The sequence below is a fragment of the Ensifer sp. 4252 genome (assembly GCF_050434565.1).
In the GTDB taxonomy this organism is placed as follows: domain Bacteria; phylum Pseudomonadota; class Alphaproteobacteria; order Rhizobiales; family Rhizobiaceae; genus Ensifer.
This window is the reverse complement of sequence record NZ_JBNDIU010000024.1, coordinates 59,518-83,341: the sequence shown is the minus strand read 5'-3', so window position 1 is coordinate 83,341 and position 23,824 is coordinate 59,518. Positions and strand designations below refer to the sequence as shown.

At 58.9% G+C, this 23,824-nt stretch carries 23 protein-coding genes and 6 pseudogenes; 16 read left to right on the top strand and 13 right to left on the bottom strand.

The genetic code is table 11. The annotated features are described in order from the left end of the window. Positions 1 to 58: 58 nt before the first annotated feature. The 4 genes from ABIE33_RS30050 (at position 59) to ABIE33_RS30035 (ending at position 2,913) form a co-directional block, all read left to right on the top strand. Positions 59 to 469 (top strand): cupin domain-containing protein, encoded by a 411-nt coding sequence (locus tag ABIE33_RS30050; protein ID WP_429131837.1) that lies wholly within the window; start codon positions 59 to 61, stop codon positions 467 to 469. A gap of 58 nt (positions 470 to 527) precedes the next feature. After that, positions 528 to 1,286 (top strand): SDR family oxidoreductase, encoded by a 759-nt coding sequence (locus ABIE33_RS30045; RefSeq protein WP_429131835.1) that lies wholly within the window; start codon positions 528 to 530, stop codon positions 1,284 to 1,286. A 418-nt stretch (positions 1,287 to 1,704) separates the two neighbouring features. Next, positions 1,705 to 2,115, top strand: coding sequence for a hypothetical protein (locus ABIE33_RS30040; protein ID WP_429131833.1), 411 nt, complete (start codon positions 1,705 to 1,707; stop codon positions 2,113 to 2,115). Positions 2,116 to 2,157: 42 nt separating this feature from the next. Then, a complete protein-coding gene (locus ABIE33_RS30035; protein WP_429131831.1) occupies positions 2,158 to 2,913 on the top strand; it encodes a hypothetical protein in 756 nt (251 codons plus the stop codon). On the opposite strand, the gene ABIE33_RS30030 is transcribed toward ABIE33_RS30035, so the two are convergent. Further along, a complete protein-coding gene (locus ABIE33_RS30030) occupies positions 2,894 to 4,405 on the bottom strand; it encodes a PAS domain-containing protein (protein ID WP_429131829.1) in 1,512 nt (503 codons plus the stop codon). The genes ABIE33_RS30035 and ABIE33_RS30030 overlap by 20 nt on opposite strands. A gap of 266 nt (positions 4,406 to 4,671) precedes the next feature. Here ABIE33_RS30030 and ABIE33_RS30025 point away from each other — a divergent pair, with 266 nt between their 5' ends. Together ABIE33_RS30025 and ABIE33_RS30020 are read left to right on the top strand one after the other, a co-directional pair. Further along, positions 4,672 to 5,007 carry a carboxymuconolactone decarboxylase family protein gene (locus tag ABIE33_RS30025; protein ID WP_429131827.1) on the top strand — a complete coding sequence of 112 codons (336 nt, stop codon included), beginning with the start codon at positions 4,672 to 4,674 and terminating at the stop codon, positions 5,005 to 5,007. Next, positions 5,004 to 6,302, top strand: a complete 1,299-nt coding sequence (locus tag ABIE33_RS30020) for an alpha/beta hydrolase (RefSeq protein WP_429131825.1) — start codon at positions 5,004 to 5,006, stop codon at positions 6,300 to 6,302. Before ABIE33_RS30025 ends, ABIE33_RS30020 begins: the two co-directional genes overlap by 4 nt. Before the next feature lie 45 nt (positions 6,303 to 6,347). Here the strand turns inward: ABIE33_RS30020 and ABIE33_RS30015 are convergent. The 4 genes and pseudogenes from ABIE33_RS30015 to ABIE33_RS30000 all read right to left on the bottom strand — a co-directional run. Further along, positions 6,348 to 6,452, bottom strand: a pseudogene (locus tag ABIE33_RS30015) (IS110 family transposase); the annotation flags it as partial. A gap of 91 nt (positions 6,453 to 6,543) precedes the next feature. Then, a pseudogene (locus ABIE33_RS30010) lies at positions 6,544 to 6,879 on the bottom strand (nucleotidyl transferase AbiEii/AbiGii toxin family protein); the annotation flags it as partial. Next, positions 6,822 to 7,202, bottom strand: coding sequence for a nucleotidyl transferase AbiEii/AbiGii toxin family protein (locus tag ABIE33_RS30005; RefSeq protein WP_429131823.1), 381 nt, complete (start codon positions 7,200 to 7,202; stop codon positions 6,822 to 6,824). The pseudogene ABIE33_RS30010 and the gene ABIE33_RS30005, both read right to left, overlap by 58 nt. Then, positions 7,192 to 7,635: a type IV toxin-antitoxin system AbiEi family antitoxin domain-containing protein gene (locus tag ABIE33_RS30000; protein ID WP_429131821.1), complete on the bottom strand. Its 444-nt coding sequence runs from the start codon at positions 7,633 to 7,635 to the stop codon at positions 7,192 to 7,194. The genes ABIE33_RS30005 and ABIE33_RS30000 overlap by 11 nt, the downstream gene beginning before the upstream one ends. Positions 7,636 to 7,790: 155 nt before the next feature. Here ABIE33_RS30000 and ABIE33_RS29995 point away from each other — a divergent pair, with 155 nt between their 5' ends. Continuing rightward, positions 7,791 to 8,237: a hypothetical protein gene (locus tag ABIE33_RS29995; RefSeq protein WP_429131819.1), complete on the top strand. Its 447-nt coding sequence runs from the start codon at positions 7,791 to 7,793 to the stop codon at positions 8,235 to 8,237. Positions 8,238 to 8,726: 489 nt separating this feature from the next. Here ABIE33_RS29995 and ABIE33_RS29990 read toward each other — a convergent pair whose 3' ends face one another. Together ABIE33_RS29990 and ABIE33_RS29985 are read right to left on the bottom strand one after the other, a co-directional pair. Then, complete coding sequence (locus ABIE33_RS29990) at positions 8,727 to 9,245, bottom strand: pyridoxal-phosphate dependent enzyme (protein ID WP_429131817.1); 519 nt, start codon at positions 9,243 to 9,245, stop codon at positions 8,727 to 8,729. After that, positions 9,179 to 10,258 (bottom strand): annotated as a pseudogene (locus ABIE33_RS29985) (IS110 family transposase). Before ABIE33_RS29985 ends, ABIE33_RS29990 begins: the two are co-directional and overlap by 67 nt. A gap of 283 nt (positions 10,259 to 10,541) precedes the next feature. Here ABIE33_RS29985 and ABIE33_RS29980 point away from each other — a divergent pair. Then, the gene (locus ABIE33_RS29980) at positions 10,542 to 10,961 is read left to right on the top strand and encodes a SyrB-like regulator (protein ID WP_429131816.1); all 420 of its coding nucleotides are present in this window, start codon (positions 10,542 to 10,544) and stop codon (positions 10,959 to 10,961) included. Between the two features lie 99 nt (positions 10,962 to 11,060). Here ABIE33_RS29980 and ABIE33_RS29975 read toward each other — a convergent pair whose 3' ends face one another. Next, complete coding sequence (locus tag ABIE33_RS29975) at positions 11,061 to 11,819, bottom strand: hypothetical protein (protein WP_429131814.1); 759 nt, start codon at positions 11,817 to 11,819, stop codon at positions 11,061 to 11,063. A gap of 623 nt (positions 11,820 to 12,442) precedes the next feature. Between ABIE33_RS29975 and ABIE33_RS29970 the strand changes: the two genes are divergently transcribed. The 7 genes and pseudogenes from ABIE33_RS29970 to ABIE33_RS29940 all read left to right on the top strand — a co-directional run bounded on the left by ABIE33_RS29970 (position 12,443) and on the right by ABIE33_RS29940 (position 18,749). Next, the gene (locus ABIE33_RS29970) at positions 12,443 to 12,697 is read left to right on the top strand and encodes a FitA-like ribbon-helix-helix domain-containing protein (RefSeq protein ID WP_057210311.1); all 255 of its coding nucleotides are present in this window, start codon (positions 12,443 to 12,445) and stop codon (positions 12,695 to 12,697) included. After that, a complete protein-coding gene (locus tag ABIE33_RS29965) occupies positions 12,694 to 13,113 on the top strand; it encodes a type II toxin-antitoxin system VapC family toxin (protein ID WP_429131812.1) in 420 nt (139 codons plus the stop codon). Before ABIE33_RS29970 ends, ABIE33_RS29965 begins: the two co-directional genes overlap by 4 nt. Before the next feature lie 362 nt (positions 13,114 to 13,475). After that, positions 13,476 to 13,850: a hypothetical protein gene (locus tag ABIE33_RS29960; RefSeq protein ID WP_429131810.1), complete on the top strand. Its 375-nt coding sequence runs from the start codon at positions 13,476 to 13,478 to the stop codon at positions 13,848 to 13,850. Between the two features lie 129 nt (positions 13,851 to 13,979). Beyond that, positions 13,980 to 15,212 carry an adenylate/guanylate cyclase domain-containing protein gene (locus ABIE33_RS29955; protein ID WP_429131808.1) on the top strand — a complete coding sequence of 411 codons (1,233 nt, stop codon included), beginning with the start codon at positions 13,980 to 13,982 and terminating at the stop codon, positions 15,210 to 15,212. A 342-nt stretch (positions 15,213 to 15,554) separates the two neighbouring features. Then, on the top strand, positions 15,555 to 15,824 hold the full coding sequence (locus tag ABIE33_RS29950; protein ID WP_429131807.1) for a DNA mismatch repair protein MutT: 270 nt from the start codon (positions 15,555 to 15,557) through the stop codon (positions 15,822 to 15,824). Beyond that, positions 15,821 to 16,872 (top strand): annotated as a pseudogene (locus ABIE33_RS29945) (extracellular catalytic domain type 1 short-chain-length polyhydroxyalkanoate depolymerase). The gene ABIE33_RS29950 and the pseudogene ABIE33_RS29945 overlap by 4 nt, the downstream one beginning before the upstream one ends. Positions 16,873 to 17,300: 428 nt before the next feature. Next, complete coding sequence (locus ABIE33_RS29940; RefSeq protein ID WP_429131805.1) at positions 17,301 to 18,749, top strand: CHAD domain-containing protein; 1,449 nt, start codon at positions 17,301 to 17,303, stop codon at positions 18,747 to 18,749. Positions 18,750 to 19,035: 286 nt separating this feature from the next. Here ABIE33_RS29940 and ABIE33_RS29935 read toward each other — a convergent pair whose 3' ends face one another. From ABIE33_RS29935 to ABIE33_RS29925, 3 genes and pseudogenes are all read right to left on the bottom strand, one after another. Beyond that, entirely contained in the window at positions 19,036 to 19,956 is a 921-nt protein-coding gene (locus tag ABIE33_RS29935; RefSeq protein ID WP_429131803.1) for an adenylate/guanylate cyclase domain-containing protein, read from the bottom strand. Positions 19,957 to 20,243: 287 nt separating this feature from the next. Then, entirely contained in the window at positions 20,244 to 20,654 is a 411-nt protein-coding gene (locus ABIE33_RS29930; protein WP_429131898.1) for a DUF2442 domain-containing protein, read from the bottom strand. Positions 20,655 to 20,747: 93 nt separating this feature from the next. After that, positions 20,748 to 20,843 (bottom strand): annotated as a pseudogene (locus ABIE33_RS29925) (DUF4160 domain-containing protein); the annotation flags it as partial. A gap of 307 nt (positions 20,844 to 21,150) precedes the next feature. Here ABIE33_RS29925 and ABIE33_RS29920 point away from each other — a divergent pair. Further along, a pseudogene (locus tag ABIE33_RS29920) lies at positions 21,151 to 21,404 on the top strand (IS21 family transposase); the annotation flags it as partial. Between the two features lie 295 nt (positions 21,405 to 21,699). On the opposite strand, the gene ABIE33_RS29915 reads toward ABIE33_RS29920, so the two are convergent. Further along, the gene (locus tag ABIE33_RS29915) at positions 21,700 to 22,488 is read right to left on the bottom strand and encodes a hypothetical protein (protein WP_429131801.1); all 789 of its coding nucleotides are present in this window, start codon (positions 22,486 to 22,488) and stop codon (positions 21,700 to 21,702) included. 10 nt (positions 22,489 to 22,498) lie between these two features. Continuing rightward, complete coding sequence (locus ABIE33_RS29910) at positions 22,499 to 23,764, bottom strand: alpha/beta hydrolase (RefSeq protein ID WP_429131896.1); 1,266 nt, start codon at positions 23,762 to 23,764, stop codon at positions 22,499 to 22,501. Positions 23,765 to 23,824 lie beyond the last annotated feature (60 nt).

Sequence of the window (23,824 nt, the reverse complement as noted above, 5' to 3'; positions counted from 1 at the left end):
CCTGATGCCGGTCATACCATCCCACGCGTTACCAACGATGCGAAGGGAGGAGAAATCGATGCGAAGATTAGCGAGTGTCTTGCTGTTAACGACGCTGATCCCAGGGCCTGTCGCCGCTTCCGACGAGCCCCATAACGCCAAGGTCACGGTGGTGTTCGACCAGGTGCTTCCGAACGTACCCGGCAAGAGCATGCGCGGCGTTCTGGTCGAATACGGCCCGGGCGGGCACAACCCGTCACACACGCACCCGAAGAGCGCTTTCATCTACGCCACGGTGATCGAAGGCAGCATCAAGAGCCAGATCAACGATGGTCCGGTCAAGGTCTACAGGACCGGCGAGAACTGGACCGAGGTTCCGGGTGACCAACACCGCGTAAGCGCCAACGCGAGCGACAGCGAACCGGCGAAGATCCTGGCGGTATTCGTTCTCGACACTACCGAAACGGAGATGGTGTTGCCCGCGGAATAGCATCCTTCGTCAAAACCAGTCGCGATGAACCATCGCCGAGCTTGCAAGGAGCATAACCATGAAAATCGTCATTATCGGCGGCACCGGCCGCATCGGATCAAAGGTTGCAGAGCGCCTCAGAAGCAAAGGCCACGATGTCGTACAGTCAGCGCCATCGACGGGCGTCGATACGCTCACGGGTGAAGGACTGGCCGATGTTCTGGCCGACGCCCAGGTGGTGATCGACGTCAGCAATTCACCCTCCTTCGAGCCGAGCGCCGTCCTTTCGTTCTTCGAACGGTCGACCTCAAACCTGCTGAAGGCCGAACTGGCGGCCGGTGTCGCCCACCACGTTGCGCTTTCTATCGTCGGTATCGAGCGGTCGCCCGACAACGGCTATTTCCCCGCGAAAGTCGCGCAGGAGAACCTGATCAAGAAGGGCGGCGTTCCCTATACCATCGTGCGTTCGACCCAGTTCATGGAGTTCCTCGGCGGCATTGCCGACGAAGCGACGGTGGACAGGACGGTTCGTGTCTCGTCGGGCGCGTTCCAGCCCATCGCGGCAGACGACGTCGCCGGCTTTGTTGCGGAAGCGGCGATCGGCAAGCCGGACAACCGGACAATCGAAATCGCCGGTCCCGAAAAGAAGCCGATGAACGACTTCATTGCCGAGTACCTGGTCGCTATCGGCGATGGTCGCAATGTTGTTCCCGACCCCGACGCCAAGTATTTCGGCTCGCGTGTCGATGATCAGTCGTTGGTTCCTCTCGGGCCGGCCAAGCTCGGCAAACTTGACCTCAGGACCTGGAATGCGCAGCAGGCACAGGCCGCTGCCTGAGGCCCGACGTCCTGCCGGTGCGCGGATAGATTGCGCATCGGCACCCGCCATTGCCTCCGGTGCCGCCGCGCGGCCACACCGAGAGGCAAAGACCGCAGTGACAGCGGCACAAAAGCCAGATGCTTGAAAACCCACGCGTTGCGGCGGTTGCCGCCAGAAAACACCGTTGATCGCTTGCAGCCCTTCTGCACGGCTTCGCTACGGATTGAGGGAACCGACGACCCTCCGGAGGGACGCCATCCGATGGGGACGCCGCATCTGTCCAATCGGGAGTGCATGCGAGATCTTCGGACATCTCGACACAGGGCTTGCGGCATTTGCAGGCGATTGACTGTTTAGGGGAGGGGATGTCCACATCCTCCTCAAGCATGGTAGGTTTGGAAGCTGGCGATCGCGGAACCGGCCGGGAGACCGAGCCATGGCCAATCTTGCAATCAATTCCTTCACGCCTCGCGATCCGACTTCGCTCGTGGTTGGCGCAACGGCCTGCCAAGTGATCGGCGGTCTTGTCCCTCAGATGTCGCCCTTTGTCGTCGCAGGACTGATCGACGGTCTCGCATTGACCGAGCGCGACGCTGGTATGGTCGCCTCTGCCGAACTTCTGGCGCTGGCCACCACCGCGATCTTGATTGCGCCGGTGCTACCGCGGGTCTTCTCCCGGCGCGCCGCAATATTTGCGCTGGTATTCACCTTGGTGGCCCAGACAGCTTCGGTTGCCGCCGACGGTTGGGCCGCGCTTATCCTTCTTCGGAGCCTGGCCGGCATTGGCGAGGGTGCGCTCTATGCCATGTCGCTCTGCATCGTCGCTTCGCGTTGCCGCAACCCGTAAAGGGTCTTCGGCTGGTTCCAACTGGTCTGGGTAGTCGGCAGCGTGGCGCTTTTCAGCATGGGCGGCGAATTGACGGCGGCCTATGCCCATAGGGGCGTATTCGCTCTCATCGCGGGCCTGACGCTGGCATTTTCACCGCTTCTGCTTCTCATACCTGATCTTCGCGCCTTGAGGCATGCAGAGACCCTTGCGGTGCCGTCCGTCCCGCTTCTCGGAGGCCTGCTCTTTGCCGCAATCGTTCTCTACGTGGCAGTCACAGCCGGTCTCTTCGCGTTCAGCGGGCCCATGGGCGAGCGCATCGGTCTGAACACGGCCACGGTCGGCTACATCCTCACGGTGTCCACCATCGTCAGCCTTGCCGGCGCGGGCGCGGCCACCGCACTCAATGTCCGCTGGGGACGAGCGATCCCGATCTCCGCGTTCTGCCTCGGCTACGGGATCGTCGCCCTCATCCTTTGCCTTTGGAAAGACCCAGTGGCCTACAGCGTCGCGGTCATTGCCTCCGCCGTCCTGTACTACTTTTCCCTCCCTTATCTGTTCGGTATGGCAGCGGCGCTGGACCGGAGCGGACGTTGGGCGGCCGCGGCTGGGTCTGCCTACCTGCTCGGATTTGCCGCAGGGCCGTTTTTTGCCGGGGCAGTGATTGACGCCTCGGGCTACGCAACCCTCGCAACCGTGTGCATCGCGATGACGGTAGTGGCCTGGGCCCTTTCCGTGTACGTGGTCGCTCGAGCCTTCGCGGCAGGAGGTTTGGTCGACCGGCTGGACCGGGTACGGCTTAGGCGACGGGCAGAGTGAAAGCGACCGTCGCGCCGATAGTTCCGTTGTTTGCGACCCAGAGACGACCGCCATGGGCTTCGACGATTGACCGGCAGATCGGAAGCCCCATCCCCATGCCGTTGCTCTTGGTCGTGAAGAACGGTTCGAACACGCGCTCGGGGTCCTTGAAACCGTTTCCGGCGTCCTCCACGGAAATCCGGATGGTGCCAGGGCGCTCGCTGCTCGACATGATCTTGAGCGAACGCAGGGGATTTGTCGCGTCCATCGCCTGGATGCCGTTGCGGATGAGGTTCACCAGAACCTGCTGCACCTGCACCCGATCGAGCGAAACCGGCGGAAGATGGACGTCGAGGTCCATGTCGATGCGCGTCGTCGTCGCCACGATCTCGTCCGACATTAGGTCGAGCACCTCATGAATGAGGCGGTTTACATCTTCGACGGTCCTCGCCTGAGGCTCGTGCTGGAAAAGTGCGCGAATGCGACTGATGACCTCCGTTGCCGCCACGACATCCTGGGTGATGCGTCGCGCCGCCAGCTTTCCCCGCTCGACGTTTGGAGGATCGGCCGAAAGCCAGCGCAGGCATGCGTCGGTATCCGTGGCGATGGCTGCCAGCGGCTGGTTGACTTCGTGGGCGATCGAGGCGGAAAGCTGCGACAGATTGGCGGCCTGGGTTGCGCGAGCGAGCTTCTCGGCGGAACGGCGCAAGGCGGCTGTTGTCTGCACCTGGTCTTCGATGTCGTGGCACAGGCCGAACCACTGGACGATGGTACCGTCCTGATCCCGAAGTGGTTCCGCGCGGCCAGACATCCAGCGATAAACTCCGTCCGCCCGAAGCAGCCGATACCTCATCGAAAATCTTTCTCCGGTGGCAAGGCAGCGGGTTAGCTCGGCATAGACGGCATCAGCGTCATCCGGATGGAAGATCGTGTCCATGACGGATGCAATGTCGCTCACATTCGGCAGGTCAAGGCCCAGATAGTCCGCCATGCGTCTGTTGACGAGCGTCGTGGTGCCGTCAGGTGTCAGGCGCCAAAGATTGCTCGGAACCATGTCGACCAGCAGCGATAGTTCGACCGAACGCGCGCGCAAGTTCTCCTCGGCCTTCTTTTGGTGCTCGATGTCGATGGTCTGTCCGTGCCAGGCCGTGACGCGTGCGCGTGCATCCCTTGAGGGACGGCCCGAAGCCCGAAACCATCGAAACTCGCCGTCGAAGCCACGGAGACGGTGGGCGTTGTCGAATGGTTCGCCGGTCTCCATGCTTTGCTGCCAGCTGTTAGCGACATAGCGTCGATCATCGCTGTGAACGCATTCAAGCCATGCGCCGTGGTCAAACAGGCCACCGCCAAAATAGGCGTCCATGCTCCTGTTGCGATAGATGAACCGCCCAGCCGAATCCATCGACCACACGTGACCAGGAATGTTTTCGAGAAGATCGAGCGCGAGTTCGGCGCAATCCGGTGCGATTTCGCGAAAAGAGGCGTCTTTCGTCAGTCCATTGTCGTTGGACATCTGTCGCTCCGCTGAAGACGACGACGGTTAACAAGCAGGACATCACCCCGATACTGTCCGACGACAGCCTTTATGAATGAATGGCTGCATTATAGCTCGAAGGGCTTCGTTTTCAATCCGACGCCCTGTCTGGGCCGCCCCTTAGCCGGACGTAGAACATACGAATGTATATCTGACGGATTGAGTGCACTTCGGCCACGATAACAAGCGACCGCCGCGAATGCGAAGGTGTCCGTCCATATCCTCGCGCTGAAGGGTGAAGCGCCATGACCCAACGGTTCAATTACTTCCAGCTTTCGCCCAACCTGGTCAAAGCCGTGATGGCGCTTGGCAACGAGATCAAGAAGGGATCGATCGAAGAGACAATACTGATCCTTGTCCACATGCGCGCATCTCAGATGATCGGATCTGCGTTTCGCATAGATATGCATGCCAAAGAAGCGATCATCCAGGGCGAGACAATGTTCTCGCCCCATGAATGCGCCGCCCTTCTTGGACTGATCATGGCGATCAACACCTGGCACAGCATGAGTGTGGCGGCGCGCACCATCCAGGTTCCGCCGCCAAGTCGTTCGGGCTGGACAAGGCTTGTCTCCAGATGAGTTCCTGTCGGGCATTGAAAGCATTCTTGCTTGTCTGCCTTGCCGGGTGCGCCACGCAGGATCTGCAGGTTGCAACCATGCCCGCGACCGCATCATCGGTAAAGCAGAGCGCACAGACCGTCCGGTCGCAACACAATTCAGGAGCCTCCAGCTTCCTTTACATCACGGATCGAGCACCCGTAATCGTTTCAGGCAATTCGCTGTCGTACGGTTCCGAGCGAGCGATATTTTTGAGCTTCGGTACCGTGTCGATCGCTTCGGGAGACAACTCTTCCACCAGTAAGAGCAAACGGCGTGTCAGCGCCGCATTTGAGACCGGACGGTTTCCGGCAACGCCCTATGGCGTCGTGGCAACGGCGAACGGGCTACGCCGAACGCCGCAGGCAGTCGCCGCGCATGAAGAAGCTGTCGCATTGCTCCAGGCCGAAGTGGCTGGTCGTCTCGCAACAGCCAAACGCAAGGAAGTCGTCGTCTTCATTCACGGATACAACAACAGCTTCGACGACGCCGCGCTCGCCACTGCCGAAATCTGCAGATCGCTGCAGGACGAGTTTGTCTGCGTTGTCATGACATGGCCTGCCGCTGGCTCGGGCGGTTCTTTCTTTGGCTACAACATCGACCGCGAGTCGGGCGAGTTCGCCGTCGCTGACTTCAAGAAGGCCATTCGGATCATCGCAAGAACGACAGGTGTCGAGCGGCTTCACCTTCTGGCGCATAGCCGTGGAACCGATGTGCTTGCGAGCGTGATCCAGCAACTCGCTATCGAAGCCTATGTAAGCCGATCCTCTCTATGGCAGCGTTTCAAGATCGCGAATGCGGTGTTCTTCGCGCCTGATATCGATCTGGATGTGGCTTCGTCCAAGTTGTTTGCATGGATATCGGACCCGGACCTTGCCTTCGGCAGCAAATCAGCTCCAAGCAAGTTGCTGTCCCAGGGTGCCACCCACCTCACAGTTTACTCATCTCCCCGGGATGAAGCGTTGAAGGCATCAACGCTGATGTCAGGCAGCGCATTGCGGCTGGGCCAGCTCGATATAGGCAGAATTCCGAAGGACAAGATTGAAAGTGCGTCCAAATGGGCCGGATCGCACATGGGGGAGTTGGTCGATTTCATTGAGTTTTCCGATCAGGGCGGCTTCATTGGTCATAGCTACTTCTTGTCCGACGCGATTATTAAGGCGGACTTGGTCGCACTAATTCGCGATAGGGCGAAAGCTGGCGACTCCCGACGTCAACTCATCGAAATCAAACGTCCTTTCTGGCGAACGGCCGATGCCAGACAGACGAAGCGATGAGGTCTGCAAGCGTCGCGCATTTGCCACCTAAAGTATCCGTTTTGATCAAGCGGTTTTTGGGGTCCATTTTCGATTGTGGCGCAGGAGGGCATTTGCAAGGATGATCAGCTCTCGCATGACGGCTGTTAGGGCGACCTTGGGTGCTTTTCCGAAAGCGCATCGCCTTGTCGTCGAGCTTTGAGAGGATATCCGCCGTCATCCGGGTCCTCGCTGCTTTCAGATCGTCGAGGCCGACGGGCTCGATGGTCATCCCCTCGAACTCCTTCACGAAGGCTTCGTCGAGGTCTGCGAGCGAAGGCCTGACCAGCTCGTGCGGCGGGCGCCCGGAGCTGGCGACATAGATCAGGAAAGTCCGGAACAGGGCGTCGGTCAGCCCCTCGTTTTCATAGAGCAGCTTCACATCGAATAGGTCTCGCGGATGCTGCCGGTCCACCGCCGCGTGCAGCTTTCCGCCGAACAGGTCCTCGAATGAGACGACCTGCATTTCGGCGAACCCGAATGCGTCCTCGACGGCCGCGCTTACACGGCGGCGTTGGGGCGGATGGACCGTTCCTCGCGCAACTGGTGACGTCTCGATCTTGATTTCGGCATTTCCTGCCGGGCGAGAACGCGCGTGTCGTTGTTCCCGCCGCCGGCGATCCTCTGGACGCTCACACCGCGCAGATTGCGGGTCAACTCTTCACGGATGTGCTCCAGTGTCGTGTCGATGTTTTTCAGCGTCGTTTCGCGGTCCTCGATCGGCAGATAGGTCAGATCGATATCGACAGAGAGCCGCGGCATGTCGCGATAGAAGAGGTTGATCGCAGTCCCGCCCTTCAGCGCGAAGTCCTCGTGGCGGGCGATGAAAGGAAGGGTCCGCACCAGGAGGTCGACCTGGCGCATGTATTGTTCACGGGCCATTCGGGGTCTCCTTTGGCATCAAGTCGGCCGGGACTGTGATGCGGTAGATAGGGTGCAGCCGGCCGCCCGGCGTCAGCGCCCGGTCACCCTTGCCGAGATCGACGGAGGAGATGTCGATGTGCCGGCGCCAGGCGTGATTATGCTTGTCGGCAAACACGAAGAAGAGGCGTTTCGTTTTGACACTTCGGCATAGGGTGAGGAGCGTCGTCAGCAGTCTCGGGCGCAGATTGGCAAGGCTCTCGAACGCCACGTCCACCTTGTGGAAGCTTTCGCCCTTCGGGACCTCGTCGAGCATTTCGAGGATCGCGCGTTCGGGTGAGGACATCGGCATCGGCCAGCGCCATGGGCTTTGTGCCAGCGCCGGATCTTCGTCGTTGGAAAGGTCGAAATCCGCGTTTTCAACGCCAGTCGCTCCTTCGCCGAACGCACGCATCGATCTCAAAGCAAGCGTTGGGTGGGCATCCCCTTCAAGGCCGCACTGTTGGCGGCAGACCAGAACCTGAATTGATGGCGCTCCGGATCAACCAGGAGTAAACATACGATAGGAACCGCGAGATCAGCCCATCAACCTCAAGGGGGGAACGATCAATGAGCATTGCAGGAAGGAGCCGCATTCTTCGCCAGTTGTTCGGATGCCTTGTTCTTTTCACTGCCCACGAGGCCCTCGCCGAGGCGCTGGTGGATCCCGACGTTACGGCGGTCGTGGAAGGCGGGTACTGGAGAGAAGACGGCATTGGCGAAGGCAGCTATCGAATCATCGTTGTAAACCAGGGTTTCGAACACGTTTCGTCGCGCGTCGTGGCGGAATGGAAGCTAGGGTCGAACGAAAAAGAACGAGCCCAGATTGTTCATTCCCTGGAACTCGTCAAAGGCGGATTCTACAGCGTTGGCGCCCCCGAGATCGAATTTTCCCGAGATGGAGCACGCGTTGAGCTTGAGGGTACCGCGACTTTTTCGTCAGGTACGACAGTTGTTTGCCATTTTGCGCTCGCTCCTGGAGGGAAAGTCGCAGTGCTCAAAGCGTGTGGGGATTAGCGGCATCGTACTAGCCAGCGTTCGGGTCGCACCTCGTGTAGGTTCCAATTTGATCCACCTACTGAACCAACTGCGGTTCGGTTCCCTTCAAGGCGAGGGGTAGGAGACATCCTTACAGCCGGCCTCCGGTCGTCGAATGGAGAGTTCGCGTTACTACCTATGATCTGAACGCCCGAGGAGCGTCAGGAGCGGATACTTGGCCAGTGTGGCCCGAGCGTCTCAATTGGGGCCGGTTGCGGATTGGCGGGTTCTGGGAGCCGACCTACCAAAGCAGTCGTTCCCGCGTCTTGGGCGAGCCTTAACTTTTGGCCCGAAGACGACCTTTAGCTTCGCTGCTCTCGACGGCGGTAGCGGGTAGAGAGCGGTCCTCGCCAAGCGGATCCCCGAATGACGTGTTTCGGGCCGCATTCCGGACGGGCAGATTCCTGGCGATGAGGATCGCAGAAGGTTAACTGCGGCCGGTGGTGAACTGACCGAAGCTGGAACTGATTACCCCGCTAGATTGTATATCTCGGCAAGGTCGCGTAGATCCCAATTCCCGCCAGACAACACCGCGCAGACTTTTTCATCGGGCTTGACGTCTATGCTGCCCGCCAACAGTGCTCCGACGCCAATCGAGGCGGCTGGTTCAGCGATCAATTTCGCATCCTTGGCAAGAGCACGCATCCCGGCGATGATGTGCTCGTCTTCAACAAGAACAATCTCGTCCACATACTTTTCGATAATCGGATACGGGTTTTGACCCGGAACGCTTATCCTCAAGCCATCCGCAATTGTGTTCTTCAGGGGAAGCGATGTGCGCTCCTTTTTTATCCGGCTGTGAAAATACTTCGGTGTCAAGGCAGGCTCTGCCCCATAACGCGCACCGATGGTTTCGTTTCTTTTATGGCGGTAGCGATTCCCGAGATTAGGCCTCCGCCGCCTACGAACAATGACCGTATCTACATCGTCCAGGTCCTGCAGGATTTCACATCCGATCGTTCCCTGGCGCCGGCCGTCTCCTCCCACGTCCAGCGGAATTCTGAGCCGTCCAGCCACATCCGATGCATTACCACAGCAAGCCTGCGCGCCAATGCAACGTTGGCTTTTTTTCTGCCATGCCGCCTGGCGATGCTCATTGCCCATGCTTTGAGCCAGCACCATTTCACCACACGCGTCAGCATCGTCTGCGCCGCCTCATACAGAAGCGCTCGCATCATGGCATCCTCGCATAGGGAGACATGACCGATCCGTTTGCTTTCGCCGGATTGGTTGAGCACCGGCGTGAGCCCAGTACGGCTCCCACCGCCCGCGAATGGCGGAACCGGCTGGGAATGTCGATCGTCGAGGCATAGGCGAGCGAGACAAGCGGTCCGACCCCGGGCACCGTCATCAGCCGCTTGCAGACTTCATCACACTTCGCCTCGTGGACAACCTTCTTGTCCAGTTTGGCGAATTCTTCGCGCAGCTTGCGCCGTCCAGCGAGCAAAGGCTCTATGATTTCCGCCAGATCGGGGTTCCGCCTCAATGAGTTCGCGTATCTTCTCCTCGAACGTACCCCCCGAGACCACGCCGACCTTCAGCCCGAAATTGCGCAGCAGCCCACGCATATCGTTCTCGAGAGCGATCGCTTTTTCCTGTAATAGCGAGCGAGCCGTCAACAGAGCGTGGCGCTTCTGGCTCGTGAGCGTCTTCACGTGCACGTTCTTGAAAAGACCGACCCGCATCATTTGCGCAATGCCGCGCGCATCGTTGCGGTCGCTCTTGTTCGTTTGCGAAGCCTTTAGGAAGGCCTTCGTGTGGCGCGTCTCGATGCAGAATACCGGAAGGCCGGCCTTTGCTAGTCCTTCGAACAGCCATTGAGACATTGGCCCGGCCTCGAGGCCTACCCGTTCCAAGCTGAATGCGGGATCGCTCAGGATGGCGACCAAATCTTCCGGGTGAGACACTACCTTTTTCTCCCGGCAGGTCTTTCCGCTTGCATCGACAATACAAACGCTGGTTTCTTTGACAGAGACATCGAGGCCGGCGTAATGTTTCATGGCTGCGCTTCCTCTTTCTGATGTTTGTGGCTGTTTCTTACAGACCACGTTTTATCATCAGCTCGGAGCGCAGCACCTTCCTCCGATCGGCGAAGATGGGGCACGAAGCCGATTACCCCATCTATGCTGACCCTCCGAGACGAGGCTTGTGAGGATCGCCTGACGCCGTCACGCAATGTACTACCGATATACAGGGAGTCCAGACCGCGTTGTCACTGTGATCATTGACACTGCGCTTCTCTCGTCGGAAAAGTCCTTTAAAGCTGGAGAGGGATGACAACTCATGGCAGACGAAAACAAACCGGTCGAGATAGACGCCGTCGTCGAAGCGACCACGCTGGCAGACGTGGCTGCGCCCAAGAAGCGCGGGCCGCGGGCAAAGAAAGTAGCTCCGGATGGAACCACGGCAGAGGCAACTGTTGCTCCGATCGCCAAGAGGGGCCGGAAACGCAAGGAAACGTCCGGTGAGGTGAAGGCGGCAAGCCAGCCGACGCCAGCTGCAAAGGCAAGGGCAAAGGCCGTCGCGAAGGGCACCGGAAAAAGGGCTGCGCCGAAACTGTCGGCAGAAGCCCCTGCGTCAATCCTTGACGAGATTGCGGATCTTCTTCGATTGGAAGAAGAAAATGCGCAGCTGCGCAAGGCGCTCGGTGAGAAACTGCGGGCAGAGAATGCCGATCTCCGCAAGCGACTCGGGCTTAACTGATTACGCGGTCAAAGGCCGATCGTTCATGCGGTCGGCCTTCGTTATCGCGTCTTTCGAGATGGGTCTGGCATAAATCCTGGGTGACGAAACATCATGAAATCACCATGGAAGTTCTTGCTTGATCTGGCGTCGAGAGGAAGAGCTGTCGAGCAGACAGAGAGGGTGCCTGACGCCGAGACCGAAAAACCGGTCGCGCCGTCGATGGCGACGGATGCCCCTCTCGTCGCTCCAACGCCTGACGAGGCCGCAACGGCCGTAGAGGCGGCGGCGATCGATGTCGAAAACGATCTTCGCATCGAAGGAACGGGGGGCGTTGTTGTCGAGGCTGGCAGCGACAAAGTCCGCTCCAACATTTCGCCCAAGCTGGCGCGTGCCACCGAACGGATAGATCGGCCCAGACGGCAAACACGAGCCAGGAAGTCGAGCGCTCCAAAAGTTGCCGTGGCTGCCGGGGTAGAGTATGGAGCTCCAAACTCCGACGCCCGTGTGCCGCCGATCGCCTTTGCCGATGAGGTTGCCGCACTGGACGAGGACATCAGACAACTGAGGCGGCAGCTGGCGAAAAAACTGTCTTTGCAGAACGCGCAACTCAAGAAGATGCTCGAGCGATTTTGATGCGTCCTGCTCGTATCTGCCGCTCTTGACCATCGGATATCGATGAAACCACAGCAGCGAAATTTTATCGTCGAAGTGAAGTCGGGCCGTCGGCGTTCGGCAGTGCGACCAGCCTCTATTTGGGGCGATACCGATCTGAAGGCGCTGGTGCGCGAGGCCGAGAGCGAAGCGCCGCATCTCTTCGCAGCTGTCGGTCAAGCCGTCGAGCCTGCGCCGCGGCAGAGCGCCGAAGGCTGCGATCAAATCGGGTGCACAGTCAGTGGAACTCTACCAGTCGCCGGACCTGCAGCCGTGGCAGAAGAGGCTGTTGTCCTGCCAGCTCACCCCGAAGAGGCTTCGGGCTCGCTCGTAAACGCGATACTTCCGATTAAGGCGCTGCAGGTTCCGAAGCGTCCTCGTCCAACGCGTTTCGTGCGCAGCCCACGAAGCAAGAAGGTGGCGACTGCCGTTCCAGTCGCGGTGGACGAGCTCGCTGCGCTCGAGGAAGAAAACCGCAGACTGAAAGGGCTTCTGGCTCGGCGGCTTCGACAGGAGAATGCTCTGCTTCGAAAGATGCTTGAGCGGTTTGGCGCAAACTAAGACACGCGCGCCTTCGCGCCTCATCTCCAGGAAGTGCGGATCGACAATTGGCTCGGCGGCTCTCGGTTGGCCAACAACAGGTGGCGGACGCTTCTTGATCGGGGTCTGTTCGCTAGTGCCTCGACAGTCGCATATGTATCGACGGGAACTTGGGCGTGGCCTTGACCGTGACCGAGCCAGAAGCCGGGCTGAAAGCCAACGCTCAAGAATCTCAAACTCCGAAACTTGCAGAATGACTGCGCCGGAACTATATTGCAGTCAATGAAGGCGACTGCGAGGGTCTGACTATGGCTATCCTGACAGTACGAAATGTACCTGATGAAGTGCACCGGGCTTTACGCGTCCGGGCGGCGATTCACGGCCGTAGCACAGAGGCGGAAGTCCGCGAGATTCTGGAACGTGCGGTAAAGCCCGAACAGCGTGTTCGCATCGGCGATGCCTTGGCCGAGTTGAGCGGGCGGCTTGGCTTGACCAATGATGATTTTGAAGTGTTCGACCAGATGCGAGAGAAAGCGCCGGCGGAGCCAATGAGGTTTGAATGATCGTCCTGGACACGAATGTCGTCTCGGAGGCGATGAAGCCGGCCCCGGATTTGGCTGTACGCAATTGGTTGAATGACCAGGTAGCCGAAACCTTGTATCTGTCTAGTGTAACGCTGGCGGAGCTACTGTTTGGCATCGCTGCGCTACCGGAGGGCCGGCGCAAAAAGGCGTTGGCCGACACGCTTGATGGCCTGCTCGAACTGTTCGGCGATCGCGTGTTGTCATTCGACACTGCGGCCGCTCGGCACTATGCGGACCTTGCGGCAACCGCGCGAGCAGGGGGGAAGGGATTCCCGACACCTGATGGATATATTGCGGCTATTGCAGCCTCCAAGGGATTTACAATCGCGACGCGCGATACAAGCCCCTTTGAGGCGGCAGGAGTCCCGGTCGTCAATCCTTGGAACCACCTATAGACTCGCCATGGGGTGGGTCTCGGGTTCAAATGGGTTCAAGGCGAAGGATTCGCAGTCGGCCTGCCACTGTGTCGCGTGGGTAAGCGCCGATCATCTCGAGCGGGAGGCATGCCGATCGTGCGGGCTACGGAGCGGCTGGATCGCGCCATTTTCGGACATTCAGAGGCTGGAGCACGGCCTACGATTATTAGTAGATGCTGATGTTATCTTCAACTTGTGCTACAGTTGTTGGGATGGAGCGGTGCGACCAGAATGGAATTTCGATGCCGTTCTGGGGACCTTCACCAAGTGCGAAAGAGCTCTTCACTCTTTTGGTTCATTTGCAACTAGGTACCCAGGCGGGTCACCTTCCGGAGGAGCACATGGCGAAACTCAACATTGATCAATACCTAGCGGTGGCTGCGCGACTTGCCCATCTGACACAGACATACGCGATCATTTTTCTCGCCAGTATCGCGACCATGGTCGCGATACTGGCTTACGCATCATCAGCGGGACAAGCCGCCAGGTTCGCGCTCGCGACGATTGTGGTCGCAATCACGGTTTACGGGGTCTTGGCAGCCAAGTCCGCTCTGGACGATTTAAACGCAATGCTGAACGATGCAGTCGACGACTTCTCGGGCAGCAGCTTCGGCGCTCACCTGAAGCAGATACCTATGGCACTGTTCACCGGACTAAGCGTCGTCCTCGTCCTTGCAATGGGGGTCACGCGGCTGTGGGCGATCATTTCGGCCTGACGCGGGCTTCATGTCGAACTGCGGGCCTGCGGCCGCTGGTGGGGCGCGGCAGGCCGACATTGACCGGGAAACGCCAGCCAAAGGCCGGCCAGAGCGAGGCCTTCGGTCATTTCTTCGCGGATAATTCCAATGCGTCTGCTTGAAGCCCTCAGCTACGGAACCGAACGATATCCGATGAAGGTAGCCAGACGACTTCGCGTCCTCAATATTACGTGTTGGAGCACGGCTCTGGTTTGGTTGGGATTCGGCGCTTTCCATCTGACAGACCTCAAGATGCGCACAGTCGCCCTCATTGATATAGGAACGGCAGTTCTCCTGTTCTGCGTTCCTCTGCTGCATCGCATTGGACCCAAAGCCGCTGCTATGGCCTTTGTTTTCGTGAGTTACCCAGTAATTTTTGTCGTTTGCTTCCTGGTCGGGACCGATAGCGGCATGCAAATGGAGTATTTGGCATTTGCTGCCGGCGCGGTGCTAATCCTGGGTGTGGAACCCCTAGCACTTCCACTCATCCTCGGCATTTTCTCCTTGGCGTTAATCCTGGCACTGGAAATCTTTGCTCCCCAAAATGGCGGACTTCTGGACGAGACAGCAATGCTAGGCGGCTTCATTGCCCTTGTGACCGCCACCACAACGGTCATGTTCGCCGTCGTGTTCTATGCGGTTCGCGAGGCCGCCCGCTCCGAGGCAATCGCAGAGTTTGAATATGCGCGATCCGAATCGTTGTTGGCGAACGTCTTGCCTAAGGCGATCGCAGATCGGCTTAGGTCCAGTGTCGCACAGGTCATCGCCGACAAGCACGAGCACGCTTCGATTCTTTTCGCCGACATGGCAGGGTTCACCGCGGAGGCCAGCCAGATTTCCCCCGTCCAACTTGTCGGATTCCTCAACGACGTTTTCACGGCCTTTGATCAGCTGGTTGAGCGCCATGGCCTAGAGAAAATCAAAACCACAGGCGACAACTACATGGTTGTCAGCGGCGTGCCCGTGGCGCGATCGGATCACGCCGCAGCCCTGATTCGTCTTGGGATCGAAATGCTCAATGCTGCCGGCCGATTGCATGATCCGCAAGAACGCACCGTGTCGATTCGTATCGGCATCGCCACCGGCCCGGGTGTTGCGGGCGTCGTAGGAGTGAAAAAATTCTTCTATGATGTCTGGGGCGATGCTGTGAACGTCGCATCGCGAATGGAAACTACAGGCGTGCCCGGGCGGATCCAGGTTTCTCCTGAGACCTACGCACAGGCGAACGATCAATTCGATTTCGAATGTCGGGGGCCGGTCGATGTGAAAGGCAAGGGCAAGATGACGACATGGCTGTTGGTCGGCCCGAAGGTCGGGATTACTGACTTGTGGGGTAGCTGATTTTGCAAGGCGCGCCGACGATGTCAAACGGGTGATCGAACGTGGATTTAGCTCGCTATAGTGTGATCCAGCTTTCTAAGCTCAACGCGCAAAACGTACCCCGCTGCCTGCCAAGATGGGAAGACCGCTTGGAGCCAAGCCACTTATCGTCCCGGACGCCGCTGTCTGCATAGGGTCAAGGGAAGCCGTTCTTGTCCGGCCCTGTGGACGGCTTTGTTGCGAGGAAGCAGAATACGATCGACATGCTGCGTAGCGATGCCGATTTTGACACCATTCGCCGGCAATCCGCGCTTCTCCGAGCTTCTGCGCCCGCGGGACTGCTGACAACCGTCACCTTGCTTCGTGCCCAAAGGTCACATTGAGGTTGGCGAGTCGAGTAGCGCGGCCGCCGGCGCAATCGGAATTGTCAACAAGGCGGTGTTCGGTAGGTCTTCTTATCGAAAGGACACCTGCCTGAACCGGTTCATTGTGGCGGTCCATCTGCTGGAGGTGTCAAAGATCGTCACCAGATTTCCGGAGAAAGGCATCCGCAAGACGCAATGGTTCTCGCTGGAAGATGCACAGCCGGGCCTCAGAACGTTGCTATTGCAGCTTAAAGAAGCCGGCATATGAAAATCACTCTGGGTAAAACGATTTCGAGAGCTCTTCGAGCGCAAAAGAAGATCGGCACGCTGATCGAGGCTGCTCTCAAGGTTCCTCGCGGCAAAACAAAAGGCGCCCGGCACACCTCAAGCCGTCCGAAGAGGTTCGTGCTGCAAGAGACGTCCGCGTTCGGAAGCAACCCGGGACGACTGGTAATGAAGTCCTTCGTCCCACCGCGGCTGCAGAAAAGACCGGCACTCGTCGTCCTGCTTCACGGGTGCCACCAGACACCCGAGAGCCTGGACGCTGCAAGCAGCTTCTCCAAACTGGCAAAGAGAGGGGCTTCGTTCTTCTCTACCCCGAGCAGACGTTGAGCAACAACCGACAAAAATGCTTCAATTGGTTTCGTCCGAGCGCTGTCGTCCGAGACCGTGGCGAGGTGTTGTCCATCAAGCAGATGATAGAATACGCGTGCGTGCGGAACCGAGTCGACCGTTCGAGGATCTATGTCGCGGGTCTTTCCGCCGGCGGAGCCATGACGGGTGCGCTTGTCGCAAACTATCCGGAGCTCTTCGCAGGCGCCGCGATCTTCGCCGGGATGCCCCTCGGATCGGCGCGCGACGCGATGTCCGCTCTGCGTGCGATGAAGTCGGGGGCGACGCCACCCCCAGCGGGATGGGACTATCCGGTCACACAGATTTCCTCAGGCGCAAAGTCATGGCCTTCGATCACCATATGGCAAGGGACGGGTGACAGGGTTGTGAACCCTCTCAATGCCACTGCGTGCGTCGCCCAATGGCTTCACGTTTTCGGTATTACAGATGATGACAGACGTTCAGAGAAAAAACCATGGGGAAGGCTGCAGTCGTGGAAGTTAGCGCTCTATTCGATCAACGACATGGGCCACGGGCTTCCGATCAAAAAAAGTGACAATCTCATCACGAAGCGCCCTACAGACTCTTTCGTGCTTCCAGCAGCGATTTCCGCTCCAACAACGCTGATGCGTGTGTGGGGCTTGCCACGACTAGCGCCAGCCAACAGGGGTGCCCGACCAAAACCTGGACGCACGTTCGGATGATGGCGCAAAGGGGCCTTTCCTCGTGCAGCCGGCGTACTCACGACACCGAGACGTCTTGGCCGAACGGCCGTTCGGCTGGCGTCACCCTGTTCGATCAGGTGCTTTTGGCGACGTGCGATACCTTGCTGAACTACAGCGACCGTAGCTCTATACTGTAGGCGGTCGCGCGCTCGCTGGTCAGGGCGGGCAGGTTAGGGCGAGGTGCCGGGAGTTTGCCAGCGGAGCAACTTGCCGGGCCCAGGCTTCCCGGATCCCGGTCGTTGGCCGTCGCCATGCTGAACCTTTGCAAACCGCCGGCTTCCAAGATGGCCACCGCCTCGAGCGGCTGTTGAATATTCGTTCGTTCTTACGCACGTCATAGCCATCGCAAACGAGTGAACTATATCGATCAGACTGGTTTAACACGCGTTATGGAAGTACGGGACACGATGGCGGAAATCGAACTGAAACTTGAAGTTCTACCTGCTGATCTCGACAGACTTGTTGGATCGGACATGCTGGGCGAACCTGTTCGGATCGTCCAACAGCACGACACATATTTCGACACGAGTGACCGGACGATGCTTGACGCCGGGTTCACCCTTCGTGTCCGCAAGGCGGGTGAGGCGCGGATCCAGACCGTCAAGGCCACTGGGGCCGGTGCGTCGATATTCGCTCGCAGCGAATGGGAGGTTAATATTACCGGCGAGAACCCGGTGATCGATCACTCGACGCCATTGCTGAATGAGTTTGGTGCCGGGATCGATGTGAAACCTCAGTTCGAGATTTCCATCGATCGACGCGTCTGGGGTGTGGATGAGGGTAGTTCCAAGATTGAAGCCGTTCTGGATGAGGGTGCCGCGACCGCTGCAGAACGTCGGACGCAGATTCTGGAACTCGAACTCGAGCTTAAGGATGGCCAGCCGAAAGATCTGTTCGTGCTCGCAAGGAAGATCGAAGCCGTCATCCCAATCAAATTAGGTGTTCTTTCGAAGGCTGAACGAGGCTTTTGGCTCCTCGAAGCAGCCCGCACCGTCGTGAAAGCGGAGCCTGTTGAGCTCACCCGCAGCATGACGTCGTGCCAGGCATTTCAAGCGATCGCTCAGTCATGCTTTCGACAGTTCCGGTTGAATGAGAATATCGTCGTCGCAAGAAAAACCCCCGAGGCGCTCCATCAGGCACGGGTTGCACTCAGGCGATTGCGCTCCGCGATCACACTATTCAAACCGTTGTTTGCTGATGAAACCGCAAAGCGGATATCCGGAGAGTTCCGATGGCTCGCTGGTGTCCTCGGTGAAGCTCGGGACCTGGACGTTCTGCTCTCAAAGGCACCGCGCGGCGATTTGCGCGAGCAATTGGCCGACAATCGCGCATTGACGTACGACAACGTGTTGGCGGCACTGGCCTCGGCGCGGGCGAGGGGGCTCATGCTCGATTTCAACGAGTGGATTCATTGCGGAGACTACCTCGATAGCCCAGAAACACGCGAGACGAGACAGAAACCGGTGGCTGAGTTCGCCATCCAAGCGTTGGAGAAGGCGCGGAAAAAAATGAAGAAGCACGGGCGTGACTTGGCTCATCGTGATGATGAACAACGCCATGAAGCGCGAAAGGATGCCAAGAAGCTGAGATACGCCGCCGAATTCTTCGGTTCATTGTTCTCTGATAAGCGTGGTAGCCGCCGTTTCAAGCGCTTCATCGCTTCGATGGGGTTACTGCAGGATGAACTTGGTGCCCTAAACGACCTTGTTTCCGGGCCTGACGTGCTCCGGATGCAGGGCTTGCTTGAACATCCCGACGCACAAGCGCTCGTTTCCCACGCCAACAAGGCCTCGTTGATTGGAAAAGCTCAAGGTGCATTGGACGATGTGATCGATAGCAAACGGTTCTGGCGGTAAAGCGACGAAGCCGAGTCGCGGACAAATCTCGGCTGCCCGCAGGCCGCCACTAATTCCAGCCGGGCCCGGGCGGAAAGGGCCGACATTAGCCCCCGCCGAGTATGCGCCGGCGCTGGGGGATTACATTGGAAAGGAGACGACCCGCGCCACGCTGGCCCACGGGCCGATGACGTCGCGGAAACTGTATGATGAGCTGGGTTGGCCGTGCAGGAGGAGCAAACCCGGCGCATCGCGTCGCCCTGCCTCCTTCCGCCTCGCGCTCATAATCCAGGTTGAACGGTCGCCTCTAGGGGGTCGTTTTCGCGACGCATTCTGGCAGCCGCAACGGTTTTGTCAGCCCCGCCAGAACCTCCCCTGAAGCGCAGGGAGGAAAGCCGGCGAGACGCATGGTTTCAATATGACGTTGATGCTCGGCTGCATTGAAAGCCGGATCGTTCGCAATGGCCTCGATGGAGAGATCGGGAAACCGCTGCAGAGCCTCTTTTACCGCCGCGTCCGCTTCCGTCTTTCTGCCGAGCATTGCCAAGCTTCCGGCGCGCTCGGCCCAGGCGTACTTGCTATAATTCTCGGGCTTCTGCCGTTCCATCACTTTCAGTGCGTCGTCATAGCGGCCCGACATGAAATAAGCATAGCGCAGGCCGCCGCTTGCCCAGGGCTGGTAGTTGGGATTGAGCTTGACTGCTCGGTCAGCGAGGTCAGCACCCCGCGCCGGTTCGCCGAAGGCGCTGGCCCAAGAAAGGTAATAGGTCAGGACCGAGAACGATCCAGGGTTCAAACGCAGCGCCGTTTCGAGTTCGGTCTTGCCCGATCGAACTTTCCTTGACGGGCGAGCATTTCGCCGAGTGTTGACCGCATCGCCATAAACGTCACCCTCAATCAGGGTGACATCACCAACGTTCACACCGATGCGGAGCATCACACGATCGCGTTGCGCGGAGCCGGCGTTTCGTTCGGCGAGTGCGGCCTGGATCTTGGCACCGCAGCCGACTGCATCGACGACACTGTCGAACGTGACGAGAGTGCCGTCTCCCATCAACTTGACAATCCGCCCGTGGTATTGATCGATCAGCCGGTCGAGAAGTTCGCTGTGCACGGCCATTAAACGGGCAATGGTTCCAGGCTCATCGGCCTCCATCGCCGCCGAAAAGCCAACGATGTCGGCCGCCAGTATCGCGAGCAACTTCCGATCGAGCGGAGCTACGGCCATGGCGCGCCTCTTCCTGTAGGTCACCAAAATACTACAGGTCCGACCTTAAACACATCGCGCTGGTCGGCTTGACCGAATGGTTTCGACCTCATTGAAGACCTCGCTCAGCCGAGAAGCCCGTTAAACCGCACGCTTACCGACGATGGGTTGCGCTTTCGCTCGGACTCGAGAACGATGCTCGAGTGGTGTCCCCCGATCCGGGAAGCCGCAACATCATGTCCCGGATATGTTTCCGGTTTGTGCGCATCGCATAATGTATCGACCGGAACACGCTGCGATCGGCCAGCCTAGCTGATCTTCCGGGGACGCCCACCCTTCGCGCCGTTGGACCGGCTCGCCTCGATCTTCGCGGCAGACCGAGATTGCCCGCCTCGGCGCTGGGCATCCATGAACTTTGCCGTTCCAAAAATGCCCTTCATCAATCCTAGGATGGTGAAATCCACGTCTAACGTTTCCCAATGCAGGCCAGTTTCGCCCAAGAGCTCGACCTCGGCCAACTGGCCAGGCGTTGCGTTCTCCAGGCCTTGTATCGATCGGGCGGGCACCATGAACGCCGCGCCGTTCGTAAAATCCACGACAATGCGGCCGGAGGGTTCATCAAAACGGACCGACGATGGGACCGGCGCGCGTGCACGCTCCGCATCCCCCTTCAAGGTTGCTTCTCGATAGTGACGATCTTCAAAGATGACTTCACCCATGAATGCTCTCCCATTTTTCGATGAACAAGCGCTGGCCTGGACAATAGCGAGGGCCACGCTCAAATCTCGCTTTTTCATCCCTCGGTTCGACAAGACGGTGAGATCGAGAATGTTGATACGAGCTTCACCGTCTCCGTAGACATGGGCGTGCGCAGGTTCGTGGTCGTCGGTGTAAATGACAAATCGCATGCCAGCGGCGCGCAGAACGGTAACCATGAAGCAAAATAACCTAACAACTTGGGTTTTTCAAGATCTTTAGTTCTGGCCGGCGATCGTCGGCCGCACTGACGATCTGGCCAGTGATGCCACGCAGGCTAAGTTTGACGTCGCGCGGGCGTGTTAGCGGTTGGGGGAGCGTGTCGCACAATCCAGGCAAAACCATACTGTTGGTTTTCACGCGGAACTGAGCCGGTTAGGCGCATAATTTCCATTGAGAATTGAGCCATGTGAACCTTCCCCCAACGCGGTGAGCGACGGGGGCAACGGAGTGATCCACATGGGACTTTTAAACATCATCCGTCGGATGGCGCTGCGCGAGAAGCAGTCGATCCGCGAGATCAGCCGGCGCACCGGGCTGTCGCGTAACACGATCGCAAAGTATTTGAACGCTGGTACGATCGAGCCGACGTTTACGGTACCGGAACGACCGAGCAAGCTTGATCCATTTGCCGACAAACTGGCAGCTTGGCTGAAGCCGGAAAGTCGCGCAAGCAGCGCCGAACACTGAAGCAGGTCCATGCCGACATGATGCGGAAGGATTGCAGGCTGTTCTCGGCACGCATTTTAAGCTCCTCGCGGCGAAGCTACATCAACACACAACCCCATGGGGATCACTACAGAAATTCGAGTTCAGCACCTTCGAAAAGGTCGGGAGCAATGTTGCCCCTTCCAAATCGGCACCCATTGAGTCCACCACGTCAACGCCGCGGCGCGCAAACAGCGCCACGGCCCCGGCCAGAAAGCAAGGGCGATAGGACATTCTCATTCTGCGCCAATTAGGCCGAGCCGAACTGCTTATGCTCGTCTGCAACCGCAAACAGGGGGCCTAGAATCTTAAGGCAAGCCCGAGAATTGGACCCTGCTGGACTGCATCAAACACGAAGCCATCCTCGCTATAGTCGACACCGAGTGCCCGGTAGCCCGCGATTGCCGAAATCCGATCGTTGATCTCGTAGCCGATACCCAGAGCAACGTCCCAATCGATGTCAGCTCCACCACCGCCGACTAGTCCCCATCCCGTTAGGTAGACTTCCGGGGTAAGGGAGTACTTGCCTCGCAGCCCAACTATACCGTCCACCCAAGTCGCGTCGTCGCTCCGTTCGATGCCGCCAAGGAGGCCACCATTGAAGTGAATTGTCGTGTCCACCGACCAGATTCTCACGCCGCCAACGACATCCAAATGTCCCTGCGGCGTATCGATGACGGCATATCCAGCGCCCAACAGACCCGAGAATGTCTCAGAGGTCACATCGACCCTGGTCGCCAGGATGCCGCCTGGCGTGTCGCCATCGGCTCCCAGCTTCGTATATATGACGTCGCCAATGACGCTGAAGCGGCCGTTGCGAGCCTCGCCGGCGGCCATGAAGGCGAAGTCGAGATTACCGAGGATGTCGTCGAAGTCCGAATCCATATTCACGGTTGGAAGCCCGAATTGCTTCGTTTCGCCCGAGAGCCCAGCCATCCAAAAGTACGGCGCAACCGAGAACGTCCATCCGCTCTGGCCTTCCGCTTGTTGATCCTGGGTGAGTAGAGGGGAGACGTCGGCGGCAACGGCGCTGCCGCTAATCAGCGCCGCGATTGCTGCCGCCAGGCCGAGTTGGATGTAACTGTTCATTGACTGCCCTTTAGTTTTGTTGTGCGCGACACGTCTGGTTCAGTACCGCACGCTGTGTTGAACCACAGTCCCTGGCCGCGATCTTCTGCTTGCTGTCCGGCTGACCGGATAGCGCGCTGACGTGGTGAGCGTAATTTTCGCGCGTCGCTTGATCGACAACAGCGACTGGCGCGGCGAGGATCAGGCCCGCAGCGCTGCCTGCTGCCACCGCTGTCCCCGTCGTTCCAGCTATGAGGTGATCCCCAAGGCCCGTCTTGCTGTCCGTCAGCGTCTGGCCCTCAGAGATCCGGGCGCCGATCAGTTGAACCACTTGAGGAGATTCAGCGAACTTGCCGTGGTGCATGCCGTCTCCGGCCTTCACCTTGGTCAGATCGATGACAGTAATGTCGTTGTCCGCCAGCTCCTGCTTGTAAGGAGACTGCTCCGGATCGATCGATCCCAGGCGAGGAATGTCACCCCAGACCCTGCGCGAGAAAGCCAGCGCCCGGTCATCCTGCGACACGAAGAGGGTGAACTGCGGGCGCTGGCCTCCCATGTCCTCGATCTGCGAACGGAACACATCGACGTCGACGTCGGGCGCTGCGAGCATCACATTCTTGAATTTTGCCGGCAGGCCGTCATTGCGGATCGCCATCTGGCGAAGGGCCTCCAGCGTCAGCCAGTTTCCCATGGAATGCGCGAGGATCGACACCTCCTTCACTTCTTTGTCCGCGGCCAGATACTGGAACAGCGACTCCAGCGCGTTGCGGCTGTAGTTGGTGCTTTCGCGGTCGTAGCCATAGGCCAGCAGGCTGCCCCGCGACGGCCAGGTCACCAGAACGGGCGCGCTCTTGACGCCGGAATCCTGGACAATCTGGGCAAAACGGTAGACCGAGTCTTCGAACCGATTGTTGAACCCGTGGATGAACACGAGCACGCTGCGGTCGGGGCTCTTCCTGACCGAGGTATTCAGCCAGGCCTTGGCTTCATCCTTCGTCAGCTCGTCCGCTTTCAAGGTCGCAAAATCGGTGGCCGGATTGGGGGGGAGCTTTTTCGGCCACGCGACATCCCCGACCTTGCGGACAGGAGGGATGGATACGGTGATGTCCGCAAACGTCGGGGCACGTGCCCGCTCGCCCGTGAACATCTCTCCTGGCACTTCCGAGCGGCCCCGCGTGGTCGTGATCAGCATTTCCACCCGGCTTGCATCGGGGGACGTGTCGGCCACGGGTGTCAGCGCACCCTTCGGGTGGCCGCCGCATCCGGAAACGGTGAGGAGCGTCAGGCAAAGGATCATCCGCCGCAGGCGGCATGAGTATGAAGCAACGCGTGCATCGCCGGTGTCAGAATTGATCAA

Coding starts and splice junctions, on each gene's coding strand:
- ABIE33_RS29915 (WP_429131801.1), bottom strand. CDS start 22,488: ATGAACAGTTACATCCAACTCGGCCTGGCGGCAGCAATCGCGGCGCTG.
- ABIE33_RS30040 (WP_429131833.1), top strand. CDS start 1,705: ATGGCCAATCTTGCAATCAATTCCTTCACGCCTCGCGATCCGACTTCG.
- ABIE33_RS29970 (WP_057210311.1), top strand. CDS start 12,443: ATGGCTATCCTGACAGTACGAAATGTACCTGATGAAGTGCACCGGGCT.
- ABIE33_RS30005 (WP_429131823.1), bottom strand. CDS start 7,202: ATGGCCCGTGAACAATACATGCGCCAGGTCGACCTCCTGGTGCGGACC.
- ABIE33_RS29965 (WP_429131812.1), top strand. CDS start 12,694: ATGATCGTCCTGGACACGAATGTCGTCTCGGAGGCGATGAAGCCGGCC.
- ABIE33_RS30020 (WP_429131825.1), top strand. CDS start 5,004: ATGAGTTCCTGTCGGGCATTGAAAGCATTCTTGCTTGTCTGCCTTGCC.
- ABIE33_RS29910 (WP_429131896.1), bottom strand. CDS start 23,764: ATGATCCTTTGCCTGACGCTCCTCACCGTTTCCGGATGCGGCGGCCAC.
- ABIE33_RS29935 (WP_429131803.1), bottom strand. CDS start 19,956: ATGGCCGTAGCTCCGCTCGATCGGAAGTTGCTCGCGATACTGGCGGCC.
- ABIE33_RS29955 (WP_429131808.1), top strand. CDS start 13,980: ATGCGTCTGCTTGAAGCCCTCAGCTACGGAACCGAACGATATCCGATG.
- ABIE33_RS30045 (WP_429131835.1), top strand. CDS start 528: ATGAAAATCGTCATTATCGGCGGCACCGGCCGCATCGGATCAAAGGTT.
- ABIE33_RS29995 (WP_429131819.1), top strand. CDS start 7,791: ATGAGCATTGCAGGAAGGAGCCGCATTCTTCGCCAGTTGTTCGGATGC.
- ABIE33_RS29930 (WP_429131898.1), bottom strand. CDS start 20,654: ATGGGTGAAGTCATCTTTGAAGATCGTCACTATCGAGAAGCAACCTTG.
- ABIE33_RS29980 (WP_429131816.1), top strand. CDS start 10,542: ATGGCAGACGAAAACAAACCGGTCGAGATAGACGCCGTCGTCGAAGCG.
- ABIE33_RS30025 (WP_429131827.1), top strand. CDS start 4,672: ATGACCCAACGGTTCAATTACTTCCAGCTTTCGCCCAACCTGGTCAAA.
- ABIE33_RS29960 (WP_429131810.1), top strand. CDS start 13,476: ATGGCGAAACTCAACATTGATCAATACCTAGCGGTGGCTGCGCGACTT.
- ABIE33_RS29940 (WP_429131805.1), top strand. CDS start 17,301: ATGGCGGAAATCGAACTGAAACTTGAAGTTCTACCTGCTGATCTCGAC.
- ABIE33_RS30000 (WP_429131821.1), bottom strand. CDS start 7,635: ATGCGTGCGTTCGGCGAAGGAGCGACTGGCGTTGAAAACGCGGATTTC.
- ABIE33_RS30030 (WP_429131829.1), bottom strand. CDS start 4,405: ATGTCCAACGACAATGGACTGACGAAAGACGCCTCTTTTCGCGAAATC.
- ABIE33_RS30050 (WP_429131837.1), top strand. CDS start 59: ATGCGAAGATTAGCGAGTGTCTTGCTGTTAACGACGCTGATCCCAGGG.